The organism is Pseudomonas sp. (genome assembly GCF_046581935.1).
In the GTDB taxonomy this organism is placed as follows: domain Bacteria; phylum Pseudomonadota; class Gammaproteobacteria; order Pseudomonadales; family Pseudomonadaceae; genus Aquipseudomonas.
The window spans coordinates 71,975-89,985 of sequence record NZ_JAYGFK010000001.1 but is presented as its reverse complement, the minus strand read 5'-3'; the positions used below and the strand labels follow the sequence as shown (position 1 = coordinate 89,985).

Sequence of the window (18,011 nt, the reverse complement as noted above, 5' to 3'; positions counted from 1 at the left end):
CGGAGCCACCATGTTCGAACGCCTACCCTCCAACTGGATGCTTGTTATCAAAAGCATCGGCTACTGGTTCTGGTTGATTCCCGTTCTGGGTATTCCCTTGAGCTACTACTGGTCACTGAACAGCCAATACGCCGATGCTTGGCCATGGCTAGTAGTCCTAACAGTATTCGGGATCATTCCTCTATTGGATTTCATTGTCGGCCGTGATCCTGCCAACCCTGATGAAGCCATTCAGGTGCCGCAGATGGAACAGCAGGGTTACTACCGCCTACTAAGCCTGGCTACCGTACCGGCACTGTTGAGCATGCTTGGCTGGTCCGGCTGGGTCTTCGTCCACCATGAGGCCTGGAGTTGGCTCGGCCAACTGGGCTGGGTGCTCTCGGTCGGTACCGTTACCGGCGCGATTGGCATCACCGTAGCCCATGAGTTCATTCACAAGGACCCACAGTTGGAGCAGAATGCCGGCGGCCTATTACTGGCTGCTGTGTGCTATGGCGGCTTCAAGATTGAACATGTGCGCGGCCATCACGTGCATGTATCGACCCCTGAGGATGCCAGCTCTTCGCGCTACGGCCAGAGCCTCTACGCCTTCCTGCCACATGCCTATGTGCACAATTTCCTCAACGCTTGGAGACTGGAAGCCGAGCGGCTGAAACGCAAAAACTTGCCGTCCCTGCATTGGCGTAATGAGCTGATTGGCTGGTACGCCGTCAGCGGACTGTTTCTGCTTGGCTTCAGCCTGGCACTCGGCTGGCTCGGTGCGCTGTTCTTTATTGCGCAATCAGTGGTCGCCTTCACCTTGCTGGAAATCGTCAACTATGTGGAACATTACGGCCTACATCGGCGCAAGCTGGAGAGTGGCCGCTATGAGCGCACCAACCCGACGCACTCGTGGAACAGCAATTTTCTGCTGACCAACCTGTTCCTCTTCCACCTGCAGCGCCACTCTGACCATCACGCCTCAGCCAAACGTCGCTATCAGGTGCTGCGCCATTTCGAAGACAGCCCGCAATTGCCCAACGGCTACGCAGGGATGATCGTCCTGGCGCTTTTCCCGCCCCTATGGCGAGCAGTGATGAACCCGCGAGTGCGCGCTTATTACGCCGGCGAAGAGCACCAACTGACCGACTCACAATTGACACATAGCTAAGCGCCACTTAGTGCACTGATAAAGAACGCCAAGGGCAGTACCCTTGGCGTTTTTTATTGCTGGTACGTTTACTCAGCAGAGGTCGTGCTTGGCACAAAAGCGGCTAGCGGTTTAGCCGAATATCGGGCGTTGCCGCGATTAGCTACGCCTTGCAACAATCACTGAGTTGAATGGTTAAATATTTATTGACCCAAAAGTCAGAAAAATCTAGATTTGCGCGTCCCACATGGAAACGCTGTGCGTGCCTAGCACCGGTGTTTGAGCAGAGCCTGAACGAGAAAAATAAAGTGCCTGGAGGTCGTCCTTGATCCAGTTTTTACTCAACCGGGAGCTGCGAACTGAGTACGCCCTCGACCCAAATGTCACCGTGCTCAACTACCTGCGCGAACACCTCGGCAAATCTGCAAGCAAAGAAGGCTGCGCCTCTGGCGACTGTGGCGCCTGCACGGTTGTCGTCGGTGAATTAGTGGGTGAGCGTGTGCGTTATCGCAGCCTCAACTCATGCCTAACCTTTGTTTCCGCCTTGCACGGCAAACAACTGATCACCGTTGAAGACCTCAAACACCAGGGCCAACTGCACAGCGTGCAACAGGCCATGGTCGACTGCCATGGCTCGCAATGTGGTTTCTGCACCCCTGGCTTTGTGATGTCGCTGTTTGCGTTGCAAAAGAACCAGACCGGCTTCAACAAAGCCGACACCCTGGAAGCGCTGGCCGGCAACCTTTGCCGCTGTACCGGCTACCGCCCCATCATCGACGCTGCCGAACAAGCGTGCTGCCAGCAGCAACCAGACCAGTTCGACGCCTTTGAGGCGCAAACCGTCGCGCAACTGCAAGCCATCATCCCGCGTGCCACCGCCGAACTCGGCAACGCTGACAAGCGCTGCCTGCTACCGCTGACCGTGGCGGACCTAGCCGATATCTATGCGGCCAACCCCGACGCGCGCCTGCTGGCTGGCGGCACTGACCTGGCTTTGGAAGTCACCCAATTCCACCGAGAGTTACCGGTAATGATCTACGTCGGCCATATCGAAGCGATGAAGCGCGTCGAAGTGACCGAAAGTAGCATCGAAATCGGCGCTGCCACCGCGTTGTCCGACTGCTATCAAGCGCTGGCCCAGAACTACCCGGACTTCGGCGAACTGCTACAGCGCTTCGCCTCCTTGCAGATCCGCAACCAGGGCACCCTGGGCGGCAACATCGGCAACGCCTCGCCGATTGGTGATACCCCGCCGCTGCTGATCGCCCTTGGCGCGCAAATAATCCTGCGCAAAGGCAGTACAACCCGCACCCTGCCGATTGAAGAGTACTTCCTCGACTACAAGGTGACGGCCCGCCAGGAAGCCGAATTTATCGAGAAGGTCATCGTGCCGCGCCCTCGGGCGAATCAAACATTTCGCGCCTACAAGGTCTCCAAACGCCTGGATGATGATATTTCCGCAGTTTGCGCCGCCTTCAACCTGCTGATCGAAGATGGCGTGGTGCAGAGCGCACGCGTGGCCTTTGGCGGTATGGCGGGTATACCCAAACGTGCCGCTGCTTGCGAGGCCGCACTACATGGCTCAGCGTTGACCGCCGAGCTGGTCGAGCACGCCTGCACGGCCCTGGCGGAAGACTTCACCCCGCTCAGCGACTTTCGCGCCAGCAAGGAATACCGCTTGTTCATCGCCCAAAATCTGCTGCGTAAATGCTTCCTTGAGCTACAAACTCCCGACATCGAAACCCGGGTGACCGCCTATGTCTAACCGCCATGTCGTTAAAAGCCAGGCTGAGCTGGCCGAACTGTTCCGCGCCGACATCACCACTGGCGTCGGCCGCAGCGTCAAGCATGAGAGCGCCGAAAAGCATGTCAGCGGCGAAGCCATCTACGTCGATGACCGCCTGGAATTCCCTAACCAGCTGCACGTCTATGCGCGCCTAAGCGACCGTGCCCACGCACGCATCATCCGCATCGACACCGCGCCCTGCTACACCATTCCTGGCGTGGCCATTGCCATCACCAGCAAGGATGTTCCCGGCCAACTGGATATCGGCCCGGTGTTTGCTGGCGATCCGTTGCTGGCAGACGGCAAGGTCGAATACGTCGGCCAGGTGGTTATCGCCGTCGCGGCCAACAGCCTGGAAGCCGCCCGCAAAGCCGCCATGGCAGCGGTCATCGAGTACGAGGACCTTGAGCCGGTACTCGATGTGGTCGAGGCGCTGCGCCAGAAGCACTTCGTTCTCGACAGCCATCAGCACAAGATTGGCAACTCCAGCGCCGCACTAGCCACGGCACCGCGCCGGCTGCAAGGCAGCCTGCACATCGGCGGCCAGGAGCACTTCTACCTGGAAACCCAGGTTTCCTCGGTAATGCCCACTGAAGATGGCGGCATGCTCGTCTACAGCTCGACGCAAAACGCCACCGAAGTGCAGAAGCTGGTGGCCGAAGTTCTTGGCGTGCCGATGCACAAAATTGTTATCGATATGCGCCGTATGGGCGGCGGTTTCGGCGGCAAGGAAACCCAGGCCGCAGGCCCGGCGTGCCTCTGCGCGGTGATCGCGCACCTCACCGGCCGGCCGACGAAAATGCGCCTGCCGCGCGTTGAGGACATGCAGATGACCGGCAAGCGCCATCCGTTCTACGTCGAGTACGACGTCGGCTTTGACGACAATGGCCTGCTGCACGGCATCGAAATCGAACTGGCCGGCAACTGCGGCTATTCGCCGGATCTGTCCGGCGCAATCGTCGACCGGGCGATGTTCCACGCTGACAACGCCTACTACCTCGGTAACGCCACCATCAACGGCCACCGCTGCAAAACCAACATCGCCTCGAACACAGCCTACCGCGGCTTCGGTGGCCCGCAAGGCATGCTCGCCATCGAAGAGATCATGGATGCAGTGGCCCGCAGCTTGGGTAAAGACCCGCTAGAGGTGCGCAAAACCAACTATTACGGCAAGACCGAGCGCAACGTCACCCATTACCACCAGACCGTCGAACACAACGTTATCCACGAGATGACCGCCGAGCTGGAAGCCAGCAGTGACTACGCCAAACGCCGCCGTGAAATTATTGAATTCAACCAAAAAAGCCCGGTACTGAAAAAAGGCCTGGCGCTGACGCCGGTTAAGTTCGGCATCAGCTTTACCTCGTCGTTTCTCAACCAGGCTGGGGCGCTGATTCATATCTACACCGATGGTTCGATCCACCTCAACCACGGCGGCACCGAGATGGGCCAAGGCCTCAACACCAAGGTCGCGCAGATCGTTGCCGAGGTGTTGCAGGTGGATATTGCGCGCATCCAGATCACCGCGACCAACACCGACAAGGTGCCCAACACCTCACCAACCGCCGCCTCCAGCGGCGCTGATCTCAACGGCAAAGCCGCGCAAAACGCCGCCGAAACCCTCAAGCAGCGCCTGATCGACTTCCTCGCGCGCGAGTACAGCGTCACCCCGGAAGACGTTGAGTTCCGTAATGGCCAGGTGCGCGTGCGCGATCAGTTCCTGAGCTTCGAAGAGGTGATTGAAAAAGCCTATGTTGGCCAAGTCTCGCTCTCCAGTACCGGTTTTTACCGCACACCGAAGATCTTCTACGACCGCGATAAAGCTGCCGGCCGGCCGTTCTACTACTTTGCCTATGGCGCAGCCTGCTGCGAAGTGATCGTCGACACCCTGACCGGCGAGTACAAGATGCTGCGTACCGACATCCTGCATGACGTCGGCGCCTCGCTAAACCCGGCCATCGACATCGGTCAGGTCGAAGGCGCGTTCGTTCAGGGCATGGGCTGGCTGACCACGGAAGAGCTGGTGTGGAGCGACAAAGGCAAGCTGCTGACCAACAGCCCGGCCAGCTACAAAATCCCGGCCATCGCCGACATGCCGTTGGATCTAAGGGTCCACTTGGTGGAAAACCGCAAGAACCCGGAAGACACCGTATTCCACTCCAAAGCTGTCGGCGAACCACCCTTTATGCTCGGCATCGCCGCGTGGTGTGCGATCAAAGATGCAGTGGCCAGCCTTGCGGACTACCGCGTGCAGCCAAATATCGATGCGCCAGCCACGCCGGAACGCGTGCTGTGGGGCGTGGAACACATGAGAAAACTGCAGCGACCCCCCAAGGCAGCGGCCACGCCTGAAACACCTGCTGCCCCTCTGGAGGCCTAACCATGAGCTGGATCAGCGCCCTCTCCGAACTTCAGCAACAGGGTCAACCTTGCGTGCTGGTGACCATCATCGAAGAGCGCGGCTCAACCCCGCGCAATGCCGGCTCGAAAATGCTGGTCACCGCCGAGCGCATCTTCGAAACCATCGGTGGTGGTCACCTGGAATACAAGGCAATGGAACTAGCCCGCGAGATGCTTGCGACGCGCAGCCAAAACACCCGCCTGGAGCGCTTCAGTCTGGGTGCTAGCCTCGGCCAGTGCTGTGGCGGTGCCACCGTGCTGCTGTTCGAGCCCATGGGCCAACCGCAAGCACAGATCGCCGTGTTCGGTGCCGGCCATGTGGGCCGCGCTTTAGTGCCGCTACTGGCCAGTCTGCCGTGCAAAGTACGCTGGATCGACTCCCGCGAGAGCGAGTTCCCAGAGCTGATACCAGCGGGCGTGGAAAAAGTGGTCAATGAAGAGGTGCTTGATGAAGTCGAGCGTATGCCCACTGGCAGTTACTTTATCGTCATGACCCACAACCACCCGCTCGACCTTGAGCTGACGGCAGCAATCCTCAAACGTAATGATTTCACTTACTACGGCTTAATCGGCTCACAAACCAAACGCGCCAAATTCGAACACCGCCTGCGTGATCGCGGCTTCGATGCAGCCGTGGTGGCACGTATGCGCTGCCCGATGGGCTTGGCTGAGGTCAAAGGCAAACTGCCGGTGGAAATAGCGGTATCTGTCGCCGGTGAAGTGATCGCCACCTATAACGCCACCTTTGGCAGCAAAGAAGGCGGTTTGGAAAACAACAAGGGCGAAGCCACTGTCAGCAAACTGCTGCCCGTGTCGCGCCGCACCCGAACCTGAATAGTGCGCCCTGCACAACTGCCCCATTGATTGAGATAAGCGTTACATGAGCAACCCAGTGAAAGCCTACCGTGCCGCGATCCTGCACAGTATTGCCGACCCAGCTGTAGTCGGTGTTGAGCAATCCTACGAGTACTTTGCCGATGGCCTGCTGGTTATCGAGAAGGGTCAGGTGGTCCGTGTCGGTCATGCTGCCGATCTTTTAGCCGAGCTAAAGGGTGTAGAAATTACCGAGTATCAGGATGCCCTGCTCACGCCTGGTTTTATCGATACCCACATCCACTTCCCGCAAACCGGGATGATTGCCTCTTACGGCGAACAACTGCTGGATTGGCTGAATACCTACACCTTCCCGACTGAACAGCAGTTTGCCGACAAGGCGCACGCGGCCGAGGTAGCGGGAATTTTCCTCAAAGAACTGCTGCGCAATGGCACCACCACTGCACTGGTGTTCGGCAGCGTGCACAAGCAGTCGGTGGACGCCTTCTTCGAAGCGGCCGAGGCGCTGAATCTACGGATGATCGCCGGCAAGGTACTGATGGACCGCAACGCCCCGGACTACCTGACCGACACAGCTGAATCAGGCTATGCCGACAGCAAAGAGCTGATCGAGCGCTGGCATGGCAAAGGCCGCCTGCATTACGCCGTAACACCGCGTTTTGCCCCGACCAGCACCCCGCAGCAGCTGGCGTTGGCGGGCAAACTCTTCGCTGAATACCCTGATCTGTACATGCACACGCACCTGTCCGAAAACCGCCAGGAAATCGAATGGGTCAAGGCACTGTTCCCTGAGCGCAAAGGCTATTTGGATGTGTACGACCACTTCAAACTGATCGGCGCACGTTCGGTATTCGCCCACGGCGTGCACCTGTGCGACGAGGAATGCCAGCGCTTGGCGCAAACCGGTTCGGCCGTGGCCTTCTGCCCAACGTCCAACTTGTTCCTTGGCAGCGGCCTGTTTGATCTGAATAAATTGGAAGCACATGGCGTGCGTGTTGGTCTGGGCACCGATGTCGGTGCGGGCACCAGCTTCAGCCAGCTGCAATCGTTGAACGAGGCCTACAAGGTCATGCAGTTACAAGGCAAGAAGCTCGACCCGTTCAAGTCGCTGTACCTGGCCACCCTCGGCGGAGCCCATGCGCTTTATTTGGACGACAAACTGGGCAACTTCCTGCCCGGCAAAGACGCTGACTTCGTCGTGCTCGACTACAACGCCACGCCGCTGATCAGCTACCGCATGCAACAGGCGAAAACACTGAGCGAAAAACTCTTTGCCCTGACCATGCTCGGCGACGACCGTGCCATCAAAGAAACCTTCGCTGCCGGCAAGTCGGTGCATCGCCGCGATTAACCCGTAACGCGACATCTGCAGCCTCTACCCCAAAAAAAGCCCGCTGCTTGAGCGGGCTTTTTATTTGCGGCAGCTGTTACGCAGTGGCAAACAACTCCGCAATCTGCGCCTGCGCCGCTTTGATTGCATTGGCGCGCGGCTCGTCGCCATACGCAAGACCTTCGGCACGCACGATTTCGATATCAGTAATGCCGAGGAAACGCAGTACCAGCAACAGATATTCCTCATGCGCCTGCCCGCTTGTCTGGCCAGCGTGGATACCACCGGCTGTAGACACAATCACTACTTTCTTACCGCCTGCCAGGCCTTTGGGGCCATTCTCGTCGTAGGCGAAAGTCTTGCCGGCAATAGCTACACGATCAATCCAAGCCTTGAGCTGAGTCGGCACCGTGAAGTTGTACATCGGTGCACCAATAACAATGGCGTCAGCATCAAGAAACTCAGCAAGCGTTGCTTCTGCCAGTTCGACTTCATGCTGCTGCGCAGCGTTACGCAGTTCGGCTGAGGTGCCGCCGGCCGCCAGGCTGGCAGCGGACAGATGGCTCAATGCATCGCTGGCCAGATCGCGATAAATCACCTGAGCCTCAGGCGCTGCAGCCTGCCAGGCCTCAACCACAGCGTGGCTGAGTTGGCGAGAAGCAGACGAGTCGCCGAGGATGCTCGAATCAAGGTGCAGTAATTTCATGACAATCTCCAAATTGAGATCGCCCCACGGCGATCAAGATGCTGGAGATACTATCGATGAAAGCAATAGCCGATTAGTCAGCGCAAATGCGATAGTTCGTTCTACTGATAGGACGATAAACCCATGCACGATCTTAACGACCTGTTCTACTTCGCCAAAGTGGTCGAGGCTGGCGGCTTTGCCGCAGCCGGACGTACCCTTGGCATCCCCAAATCACGCTTATCGCGGCGTATTGCCGAGCTGGAGAATCGCCTCGGTGCTCGGCTGCTGCAACGCACCACGCGCAAGCTGATGCTGACTGACATTGGCGAGCGCTACCTGCGCCACTGCCAAGCCATGCTGCAGGAAGCGGAACAAGCTGAAGAGACCGTGGCCAGCCTAACCAGCGAGCCACGTGGGCGTCTGCGGGTCAGCGCGCCAGGCGGCATCGCCCTGCTAAGCGACCTAGTGGTGAGTTTTCTCGCGGCCTACCCAAAGGTGCAACTGGAGCTGATTCAAACCAGTCGCCGCATCGATCTACTCAACGAAAGCGTGGATGTCGCCTTACGCGTGCGCAGTGCAGAAGATGAAGATCCAACACTGATCACCCGACGCCTGCTGCCCGCCCAAGCCTTCATGGTGGCAGCGCCGGCCTTACTGCTGGATGCCAGCATCAAAACGCCAGACGATCTCTCTGCACTGCCTGCATTGGGTGCCCTGGAAACCGACCGTAAAATTCACCTGAGCTTCCAACATGGCAGTGGCCGTGTGCAGGAAGTCGTATTGGAAGCGCGCCTGGCCATCGACGACTTCAACGTGCGTAAACACGCCGCGCTGAACGGGCTGGGCTTCACGATGCTGCCCGAACCCTTATGCCTGGAAGAACTCGATGACGGCAGGCTCGTCCGCTTGCTGCCGGATTGGGCACTGCCTACAGGTAACCTGCAGGCGGTCTATACCCATCGCCGCGGCATGCTACCGGCAGTGCGCGCCTGGATAGAGCACATCAGCGAGGCTTTTAGCCACTGGGATCACTCGGTATAGCGGTTTACACAAGTAGAAATCGCTGTAGCACGCCCGACACCAACTGCCCATCAAGCAACAACCAGTCGATCAACAGCACTTGATGCGCGGCAACGATCAGCCAGAACACCAACTGAAAGGACAGCTTGCGCGTCTTGTGTCGAAAACACTGCTGCGCCACCAGCGCGCCAGGCCAGCCGCCCAGCAGCTCAACAATATGCAGGATATTTTCCGGGGTGCGCCAGCGACCCGCCTGGGCGCTGGACTTGTCCCGCCAGTACTGCAGAAAGCTGAGCAGACTGGCCAGCGGATAGACCACCAAGCCCCAGACCGCCCCGAATTGCATAAGCAACTGCCAACTGGCCAATACGGGCAGCGCGCAAAGCGCCGCCAACAGCACCAGCTTAAAGCTCAGATGTTGAATCGGCCCGCCATCGCGTGCAGGTTTCTGCCGCGCCCGGGGTTTGGTTGCTGGCTTGGCTACTGACGCGGCAACGGAGGACGCGACGCGGGGTTTACGGCGAATAGCCGGACGATCAAGTGCGAGTTCACCAGCCAAACGGATATGTTCCGCGCGCGGTCGCCCCTGGGCATCCATGCCGGCGATATACATCACCTGATCCCCGGCTACTGGGCGGCGATCACCGCGCATCGCCGAGATGTGCGCAAAGAGTTCTGCACCACCGCGCTCCGGCTGAATAAAACCAAAGCCCTTGTCGTCATTCCAATTGCGCAACAAGCCGCGCTGCTCCATAGCCATCCATCTCACGGATTAGAAAGGCACGCACTTTAGCGGTTCAAACCGGGTAATGGCGACCCAGGAATGCCAGCAGCACGCTATTAACCTGCTCAGCCTGCTCGTTCTGAATCCAATGCCCGCAATCCTCTAATACATGCTGTTCGAGCTGGGTTACGCGTTTAGGCATTTGCTTGAGGGTATAGGCCTCCAGCGTACCCACGGGGTCCCGATCACCGATAAGGAACAACGCCGGTTGCGCAATCTGCTGCTCAGCCAGAGCCTCGCTACGCTGCCAGTTACGCTCAAAGTTGCGGTACCAATTCAATGCACCATAGAAACCGCGCCCCTGAAATGTGCGTAGGTAATGCGCAAATGCCTGGTGGTCACACCAGGCTGGTAGCGTGCCGGGGTCTTGCATGCCATCGAACAACCCGCTGCCGGCAGGTTTCTCTTGCAGAAAAAAATCCTTGGGTACGGCTGCCGAGGTGTTGTGCATCATCATGCGCAGCGTGCGTGGAATGTCGGCGTCCATTTCCGCTTCAGCCACACCAGGCTGCTGAAAGTGCAGGATGTAATGGAAGCGTCCGGCATACAGCTGACGCATGATCTCTGTAGCCGGTTGTTTGGGTCTCCCGCCAAACGGCACCGCCATAGCAACCACCGCCTGCACACGCTGCGGCTCAAGCAAGGCCAGGTGCCAGGCAATCGGCGCGCCCCAATCATGGCCGACCACACACACCTGATGCTGGCCGAGCTGGTCCATGGCGGCTTGGATATCGGCGCAAATGGTCAGCACGTCATACGCAGCGGGGTCACTCGGCGCACTGCTCTGACCATAGCCGCGCATTTCCGGGATCAACACGCGATAACCAGCAGCCGCTAATGGTGCGATTTGCTCGCGCCAGGAGTGCCAGCATTCGGGGAAGCCGTGCAGTAGCCAGACAGCTCGCCCCGTTTCAGGACCGCTGCTGTATAGGCTCAGGTCGATGCCATTGACCTGAAGTAGTTGATGCTCAAGCTGATCCATATCTGCCTCCGCTATTCGACACCACTATGACAAAGGCGCACCCGAAGATGCGCCTTTAATTCAAATGCCGAATGCAGTTGCAACAGTCAGTCCTGCACGGTGCTCCAGTCGATCCACTGCAGTTGCCAGGTTGCCAGAATCAGCAAACCAAAAACGATGCGATACCAGGCGAATACGGCATAGCTGTGGTTACCAATAAACTTCAGTAATGCCCGTACAGCGATCATCGCGAAGATAAACGAGGTGACAAAACCGATGGCGAATACCGGCAGATCACTGGCCTTAAACAGATCGCGGTACTCGTAACCTGAATACACGGCAGCCCCAACCATGGTTGGCATGGCCAGAAAGAAGGAAAACTCGGTGGCGGCCTTGCGTGACAAGCCAAACAACAGACCGCCGATAATTGTCGCCCCAGAGCGTGAAGTACCCGGAATCATTGCCAGGCACTGGGCGAAACCAATCTTCAGCGCATCTTTCCACGTCATATCATCCACACTCTCGGCATGGACCAAATGCTGGCGCCGCTCTGCCCAGAGCATGATCCCCCCACCAATCACTAACGCCAGAGCCACGGTAATTGGGTTGAACAGGTAATGATGGATAAGATCGGCAAACACCACACCTAGCGCGACGGCCGGTAGAAAGGCAACCAACAGGTTGGCGGTAAAGCGCCGCGCCTGAGGCTCTTTGGGCAAGCCCACAACGATGTCGAGGATCTTGCGGCGGTACTCCCAGACCACAGCGAGAATCGCCCCAAGCTGAATGATGATATTGAAAGCCATCGCCCGCTCGCCGCCGAAGCCAATCAGGTCGGCAACAATGATCTGATGCCCAGTACTCGAAATCGGCAGAAACTCAGTAATGCCCTCAACAATGCCCAGAATAAGTGCCTGAACAGCAACCCAAAGATCCATCCCACTCCCCAATACGTGCACTTCTGACACGAGCAATAACGATGATGAATCTGCACGGGCGTCGACATTCTGCTCTGGCGAAAGGTTCCCTATAAGCAGAAAAAACTTCTAAATCACACACTTAACACGCAGCTGCGCAAATCCTAACAGAGAACATGCTGGCGCAGTGCCTCCACCCTATAGATGCACTGATATCACAGGCATACAAAAGCTATTGGCCGTTAGCCTTCTATATTTTTCTTATTAGCCTAAGGTCTAGCGTAGGAAGACCACGCTTCCAGCCTATAAGTGTGCTTCACACTAAAAAACAGGGAGTTCCATCCCATGAACAGCTTGCGCAGCCTGCCAATCAACCGCCGCCTGTGGCTGATCCTTGCCGTCGCGATCATCATGTTGGTGATTCAAGGCACACTGCTACTGCAACAGATCCATTCCGATCTATATGCCGCCAAAAGCGAGAAAACCCAGCACGTGGTGCAGAGCGCAGCCGGCATTCTGAAGTATTTTCATGACCTGGAAGTTACCGGCAAACTGTCTCATGAGCAGGCTCAGAAACAAGCCATGGACGTGATACGCGGCCTACGCTATTCCGGTCAGGAGTATTTTTGGATTAATGATCAGACCCCAGTGATGATCATGCACCCAACTAATCCAAAACTTGAGGGGCAGAACCTCTCAGGCTTCAAGGACCCTGACGGCAAGGCTCTGTTCAATGAAATGGTGGCCATTAGTAAAAGCCAAGGAGCCGGCCAGGTAAATTATCGCTGGCCAAAACCCGGTGCCAATGATCCCGTTCCCAAAATCTCCTACGTTGAACTATTCCAGCCGTGGGGCTGGATTATTGGCTCGGGCGTTTACGTGGATGACGTTCAGGCAGAGTTCCAGACCCAGGCGCTACATGCCTCTATCGTTGGCCTGGCGATTGCGATTTTAGTCGCCGTACTGGTGGTGCTGATCATCCGTAGCATCACTCAGCCCTTGCAACAGGCGGCAAATGCCATGGCGAACATTGCCAGCGGCGATGGTGACCTGACGCGTAATTTGGATACTCACGGTAATGATGAGCTGTCTGCGCTCTCCAGACACTTCAATGTATTTACCGAAAAGCTACGCCAAGTCATCAAGCAGTCACTCGACTCCGCCGGCAAGCTCGATGCATCCGCCCGCGAGCTTGGGTATATCTCCGGCCAGGCGCAGCAACACAGTGAGCAGCAATCACAGCAGATGGAGCTGGTGGCTACAGCGATAAATGAAGTGACTTATGGCGTACAGGATGTAGCGAAGAACGCCGAGCACGCCTCATCCGAAGTGCGCGCGGCTGAAGAACAGGCCAGGCAAGGCCAGCAGAATATCGAGGCCAGTCTGCGCCAGATCAACGAGCTGTCCGCCACCATTAACCAAGCCGTCAGTGTGATTCAGGCGCTGGCCCAGGAAAGCACACAGATCGGTGGTGTGTTAGAGGTAATCCGCTCCATTGCCGAGCAGACCAACTTACTTGCACTCAACGCCGCTATTGAGGCCGCTCGCGCCGGCGACCAGGGTCGCGGCTTTGCTGTGGTGGCCGATGAAGTACGCTTGTTGGCCCAACGTACGCAGAAATCGACAGCAGAGATCCAGGTGATGATCGAGCGCCTGCAGGGCAACTCAGAGGCGGCAGTCAAAGTCATCAACGACAGCAGCAAAGCCTCGCAGCAGACCATCGAGCAGGCCAGCCAAGCAGGCGCTAGTCTCACCCAGATTGCCAGCGGGCTGCGCAACCTAGCCGGGTTGAACGCCTCCATCGCCAGCGCTACGCTGCAACAATCGCATGTGGTCGACGACATCAATCAGAATGTCACTCAGGCCGCCAGCTTGGCCCACAACAATGCCACGGCGGCACAGCAATCCAGCGATGCAGGACAACACCTAGGCCAACTGGCCGAACAACTGAACAGATTGCTTGGACAGTTCAAAGTATGAGCAGTATGGAACATCAGGAAGTCGACCTCAGCAAACCGCAAAACCAAGACCTGATCTGGGACTTGGACAGCATCGCTCGGCGCGAACTAGCCGAGCGTTTTATCAAGCTGTTCGAGAATCGCCTGTGCGTTTACTCCGAATCAACGCGGCAGCTTTATACCAACTACGACTTGCACTTTCCCAGTGACCTCGGACGCAAGATGGTTGTGCTGCCTAACCCCTATGCTTTCCACGACACCCTGCATGGCATTGAAGCGCAGTCGGTACTCAAGACCGGGCTGTGCGTATTGCCCGGAGTGGTTTTGAACAAGCCAGGCCTACTGCTGAGCACACTGATCAAGGAAGGTGGTCCAGCACCAAAAACCATGCCCTTCAAACCGGCGCTGGCGCAGATCATCAGCAATCAGAAGAAGGCCGGGGACATTTTCCTACCGATAATGATGAAAGGTGATTTACGCGAGCTAAATCAGCAAATGCCCTACATACACCTGCATCGCCTACAGGTCGGCCGCCTGACCCGCTTGTCCAGCTTCGAGCGCGATGACATCCAGCAAACGATCACCCGCAAACTACTGATGCTCTATCGCCAAGCGGACAGCCTGAACTGCCACTGAATATTGCCAGTGACAGCTATTACTGCTGACTGACCCAGAATATGGCGGTAAGGACGAAGATTAGGATCAAGGCAAATATGGCTTTGGCATCGACCACGCTGTCTGCATTATCCGCTTCACGATGTTCGCTCATGGGCTACCCCTTTTATTGTGTTTATAGGTGAATCGTCTGTAGCAGTTAAGACTAGCGAACGCGCTTCCTCAAGCCGCCCAGCTATGTTCACTTACGGTCTTATCCCTTTAAGTTCTTTCCATATACTCAAACATCACTTTTGCGCATAACTCTGAGCTGGTATCTTCCTCGGCCTCCGCCAGGAGTGCGCGGCCGTGCGCGCTGATTAGCTGTAAAAAGCCTGATAACAGGACACAACATGTACGTATACGACCAGTACGACCAAAAAATCGTCGAAGACCGCGTCAAGCAATACCGCGATCAAACCCGCCGTTTCCTGGCTGGCGAACTGAGCGGCGAAGAATTCCGCCCGCTGCGCCTGCAAAATGGCCTGTATATCCAGCGCTTTGCGCCGATGCTGCGCGTTGCCGTGCCATATGGCCTGATGTCGTCTGCGCAAGTACGCATGATGGCCAAGATTGCCCGTGACTACGACAAGGGTTACGCGCATATCAGCACCCGGCAGAACGTCCAGTTCAACTGGCCAGACCTGGAAGACGTTCCTGAAATTCTCGCCGAGCTGGCAACCGTGCAAATGCACGCAATCCAGACCAGCGGCAACTGCATCCGCAACACCACCACCGACCAGTTTGCCGGTGTGGCCAAGGATGAACTCATCGACCCGCGTCCGTGGTGTGAAATTATCCGTCAGTGGTCGACCTTCCACCCCGAGTTCACCCACCTGCCGCGCAAGTTCAAGATTGCGGTTAATGGTGCGGTCAGCGACCGTGCCGCCATCGAAGTGCACGACATAGGCCTAGAAGCGGTACAGAACGACGCTGGTGAGCTGGGCTTCCGTGTCTCTGTCGGTGGCGGCCTGGGCCGCACGCCGATTGTCGGCAGCTTTATCAACGAATTCCTGCCGTGGCAGCACCTGATCAGTTACCTCGACGCCATATTGCGTGTGTACAACCGCTATGGTCGCCGTGATAACAAATACAAGGCGCGCATAAAAATCCTGGTCAAAGCCCTCACTCCGGAAGTGTTCGCCGAGCGTGTTAGCGCCGAATGGGCCCACCTAAAAGATGGCCCTAGCACCCTGACCGAAGCTGAAGTGGCGCGCGTGTCTGCACACTTTATCGACCCAGCCTACAAAGCCCTCGACGATCAGGACGCCGCCTTGGCTGCACTTGATGCTGAACATCCAGGCTTTGCCCGCTGGCGTAAGCGCAACACTTTCGCGCACAAGAAGCCTGGTTATGTGGCTGTCACGCTGTCGCTCAAACCGACTGGTGTGGCACCGGGCGATGTCACCGACAAGCAGTTCGATGCCATCGCTGATTTGGCTGATCGCTACAGCTTCAGTGAAGTACGTAACAGCCATAACCAAAATATCATCCTGGCCGATGTCGAGCAGGCGCAGCTATTCACCCTCTGGGGCGAGCTGCGTGAACATGGTTTCGCCACGCCAAACGTGGGCCTGCTAACCGACATCATTTGCTGCCCTGGCGGTGATTTCTGCTCGCTAGCCAACGCCAAGTCGATTCCGATCGCCGAAGCAATTCAGCGCCGCTTCGATGACCTGGACTACCTGTTCGATCTCGGCAATATCGACCTGAATATCTCCGGTTGCATGAACGCCTGCGGCCATCACCACGTCGGCCACATCGGCATTCTCGGGGTGGATAAAAAAGGTCAGGAGTTCTATCAGGTCTCCCTCGGCGGCAGCGCCGGCCGTGACGCCAGTCTGGCGCAGATCCTTGGCCCCTCCTTCGCCGAAGCAGACATGGCTGATGTCGTCGACAAGATCATCAAGGTCTATGTCGAACAACGTAATGACGAAGAGAGTTTCCTCGACACCTTCCGCCGTATCGGTGTCGCACCGTTCAAGGAGCGCGTTTATGCAGCGAATCATTAAGAACGGCCAGCTAGTTGATGAAAGCTGGCACCTGCTACCCAAGGACGCCACGCTGGATGGCATATCCAACTGCGACGACCTGATCGTGCCGCTGGCCCTCTGGGTCGAGCACAGCACAGCGCTCAAAGCACGCGATGGTGGCTTAGGTGTATGGCTGGACGCCGGTGAGGAAATCGAAGAGATCGCCGATCAACTGGACAACTTCCAGGTCATCGCGTTGAACTTCCCGGCTTTCACCGATGGCCGCCATTGCTCCACCGCCTATCTGTTGCGCAACCGCTACGGTTACACAGGCGAAGTACGCGCCATTGGTGACGTGCTGCGCGACCAGTTGTTCTCCTACCTGCGTGTGGGCTTCGATGCCTTCGCTTTGCGCGAAGATAAAGACCCAATGGACGCCTTGAAAGCCTTCGAGGAATTCAGTGAGGTCTATCAAGCCTCGACGGACCAACCACTGCCGCTGTTCCGTCGCCGCGCCTAATCGGCACAAACAAAAAGGCCACCTTTCGAGGTGGCCTTTTTGTTTCTCGCTACTCAGCCGAGTTTGACCAGAATCCGCCCAACCTGTTTGCCTGCGAGCACCTGAGCAATCGCCGCAGGTAGCTGCTCAAGCGTCACTTCGCTGACCAGCGCCTCCAGATTGACCTTCCACTGCACTGACAAGCGGTCCCACATCGAGGCTTTCACCACCAGCGGTAGCTCAACCGAATCGACGCCCAGCAGATTTACCCCACGCAGGATAAATGGCAGCACACTGCCGTTGAAGCCTACGCCGGCAGTCAAGCCACAGCATGCGACGCTTGCCCCGTAACGCAGCGACTTGACCACATTGAACAGGATATCCCCGCCTACGCAGTCCACGGCACCAGCCCATTGCTCTTTGAGCATCGGTTTGTTGGTTCCGTCTAACAGTTCAGAGCGCAGCACAATTTGCTGCGCACCCAAGGCTTTAAGGTAATCCGCTTGTTCTGCCTTACCTGTCGAGGCGGCAACGTGGTAACCCAGCGCGGTCAGCAAGGCCACCGCGACACTGCCCACACCACCGGTAGCTCCGGTCACCAGCACGGTTCCAGCATCAGGCGTCAGCCCAGCCTGTTCGAGCTTGTCGACACAGAGCGCAGCAGTCAGCCCAGCGGTGCCAAGGATCATGGCCTCGCGCAGTGACAGGCCTTTAGGGCGCTTCAACGCCCAACCGGCAGGAATACGAATGTATTGGCCAAAACCACCGGAGGTGTTCATGCCCAGGTCGTAGCCGGTAACAATAACCTCATCACCAACGCTGAATTCAGCCACGCTGGAGGCCTCAACCACACCTGCGGCATCAATACCCGGCGTGTGCGGAAAGCTCTTGGTAACGCCCTTGTTGCCACTGGCCGACAGCGCGTCCTTGTAGTTAAGCGAGGAATAGGTGACGCGAATCAGCAACTCGCCAGCTGGCAAATCATCAATTTCGCGCGACACAACCACCTGTTCGAAACGGCCCGCAGCACTTTCACGGGCCTGCAATGCACTGAACTTGCTCATCTTCTTCCTCTGTT

At 57.3% G+C, this 18,011-nt stretch carries 15 protein-coding genes and 1 pseudogene; 11 read left to right on the top strand and 5 right to left on the bottom strand.

The annotated features are described in order from the left end of the window. Positions 1–10 precede the first annotated feature (10 nt). The 5 genes from VCA57_RS00390 (at position 11) to guaD (ending at position 7,500) form a co-directional block, all read left to right on the top strand. Entirely contained in the window at positions 11–1,150 is a 1,140-nt protein-coding gene (locus VCA57_RS00390; protein ID WP_411182980.1) for an alkane 1-monooxygenase, read from the top strand. Between the two features lie 304 nt (positions 1,151–1,454). Next, complete coding sequence (gene xdhA, locus VCA57_RS00385; RefSeq protein WP_411182979.1) at positions 1,455–2,894, top strand: xanthine dehydrogenase small subunit; 1,440 nt, start codon at positions 1,455–1,457, stop codon at positions 2,892–2,894. Beyond that, positions 2,887–5,295 (top strand): xanthine dehydrogenase molybdopterin binding subunit, encoded by a 2,409-nt coding sequence (xdhB, locus tag VCA57_RS00380; protein WP_411182978.1) that lies wholly within the window; start codon positions 2,887–2,889, stop codon positions 5,293–5,295. Before xdhA ends, xdhB begins: the two co-directional genes overlap by 8 nt. 2 nt (positions 5,296–5,297) lie before the next feature. After that, positions 5,298–6,149 carry a xanthine dehydrogenase accessory protein XdhC gene (gene xdhC, locus VCA57_RS00375; protein WP_411182977.1) on the top strand — a complete coding sequence of 284 codons (852 nt, stop codon included), beginning with the start codon at positions 5,298–5,300 and terminating at the stop codon, positions 6,147–6,149. A 46-nt stretch (positions 6,150–6,195) separates the two neighbouring features. Further along, positions 6,196–7,500 carry a guanine deaminase gene (guaD, locus tag VCA57_RS00370; RefSeq protein WP_411182976.1) on the top strand — a complete coding sequence of 435 codons (1,305 nt, stop codon included), beginning with the start codon at positions 6,196–6,198 and terminating at the stop codon, positions 7,498–7,500. 76 nt (positions 7,501–7,576) lie between these two features. Here guaD and VCA57_RS00365 read toward each other — a convergent pair whose 3' ends face one another. Beyond that, on the bottom strand, positions 7,577–8,185 hold the full coding sequence (locus VCA57_RS00365; RefSeq protein WP_411182975.1) for an FMN-dependent NADH-azoreductase: 609 nt from the start codon (positions 8,183–8,185) through the stop codon (positions 7,577–7,579). A 123-nt stretch (positions 8,186–8,308) separates the two neighbouring features. Here VCA57_RS00365 and VCA57_RS00360 point away from each other — a divergent pair, with 123 nt between their 5' ends. Beyond that, the gene (locus tag VCA57_RS00360) at positions 8,309–9,208 is read left to right on the top strand and encodes a LysR substrate-binding domain-containing protein (RefSeq protein ID WP_411182974.1); all 900 of its coding nucleotides are present in this window, start codon (positions 8,309–8,311) and stop codon (positions 9,206–9,208) included. A 4-nt stretch (positions 9,209–9,212) separates the two neighbouring features. Here VCA57_RS00360 and VCA57_RS00355 read toward each other — a convergent pair whose 3' ends face one another. The 3 genes from VCA57_RS00355 to VCA57_RS00345 form a co-directional block, all read right to left on the bottom strand. Continuing rightward, positions 9,213–9,941, bottom strand: a complete 729-nt coding sequence (locus tag VCA57_RS00355; RefSeq protein WP_411182973.1) for a DUF1294 domain-containing protein — start codon at positions 9,939–9,941, stop codon at positions 9,213–9,215. A gap of 43 nt (positions 9,942–9,984) precedes the next feature. After that, entirely contained in the window at positions 9,985–10,953 is a 969-nt protein-coding gene (locus VCA57_RS00350) for an alpha/beta fold hydrolase (RefSeq protein WP_411182972.1), read from the bottom strand. A gap of 86 nt (positions 10,954–11,039) precedes the next feature. Then, entirely contained in the window at positions 11,040–11,870 is an 831-nt protein-coding gene (locus tag VCA57_RS00345; RefSeq protein WP_411182971.1) for an undecaprenyl-diphosphate phosphatase, read from the bottom strand. A gap of 324 nt (positions 11,871–12,194) precedes the next feature. Between VCA57_RS00345 and VCA57_RS00340 the strand changes: the two are divergent. The 5 genes and pseudogenes from VCA57_RS00340 to VCA57_RS00320 all read left to right on the top strand — a co-directional run. Further along, positions 12,195–12,974 (top strand): annotated as a pseudogene (locus VCA57_RS00340) (cache domain-containing protein); the annotation flags it as partial. A 120-nt stretch (positions 12,975–13,094) separates the two neighbouring features. Beyond that, complete coding sequence (locus VCA57_RS00335) at positions 13,095–13,829, top strand: methyl-accepting chemotaxis protein (protein ID WP_411183191.1); 735 nt, start codon at positions 13,095–13,097, stop codon at positions 13,827–13,829. Beyond that, positions 13,826–14,443 (top strand): hypothetical protein, encoded by a 618-nt coding sequence (locus tag VCA57_RS00330; protein WP_411182970.1) that lies wholly within the window; start codon positions 13,826–13,828, stop codon positions 14,441–14,443. The genes VCA57_RS00335 and VCA57_RS00330 overlap by 4 nt, the downstream gene beginning before the upstream one ends. A 371-nt stretch (positions 14,444–14,814) precedes the next feature. Next, a complete protein-coding gene (locus tag VCA57_RS00325; RefSeq protein WP_411182969.1) occupies positions 14,815–16,473 on the top strand; it encodes a nitrite/sulfite reductase in 1,659 nt (552 codons plus the stop codon). Beyond that, positions 16,457–16,954, top strand: a complete 498-nt coding sequence (locus VCA57_RS00320; RefSeq protein ID WP_411182968.1) for a DUF934 domain-containing protein — start codon at positions 16,457–16,459, stop codon at positions 16,952–16,954. Before VCA57_RS00325 ends, VCA57_RS00320 begins: the two co-directional genes overlap by 17 nt. A gap of 53 nt (positions 16,955–17,007) precedes the next feature. Here the strand turns inward: VCA57_RS00320 and VCA57_RS00315 are convergent, their stop codons facing one another. Then, positions 17,008–17,997 (bottom strand): YhdH/YhfP family quinone oxidoreductase, encoded by a 990-nt coding sequence (locus VCA57_RS00315; RefSeq protein ID WP_411182967.1) that lies wholly within the window; start codon positions 17,995–17,997, stop codon positions 17,008–17,010. Between the last annotated feature and the right edge of the window lie 14 nt (positions 17,998–18,011).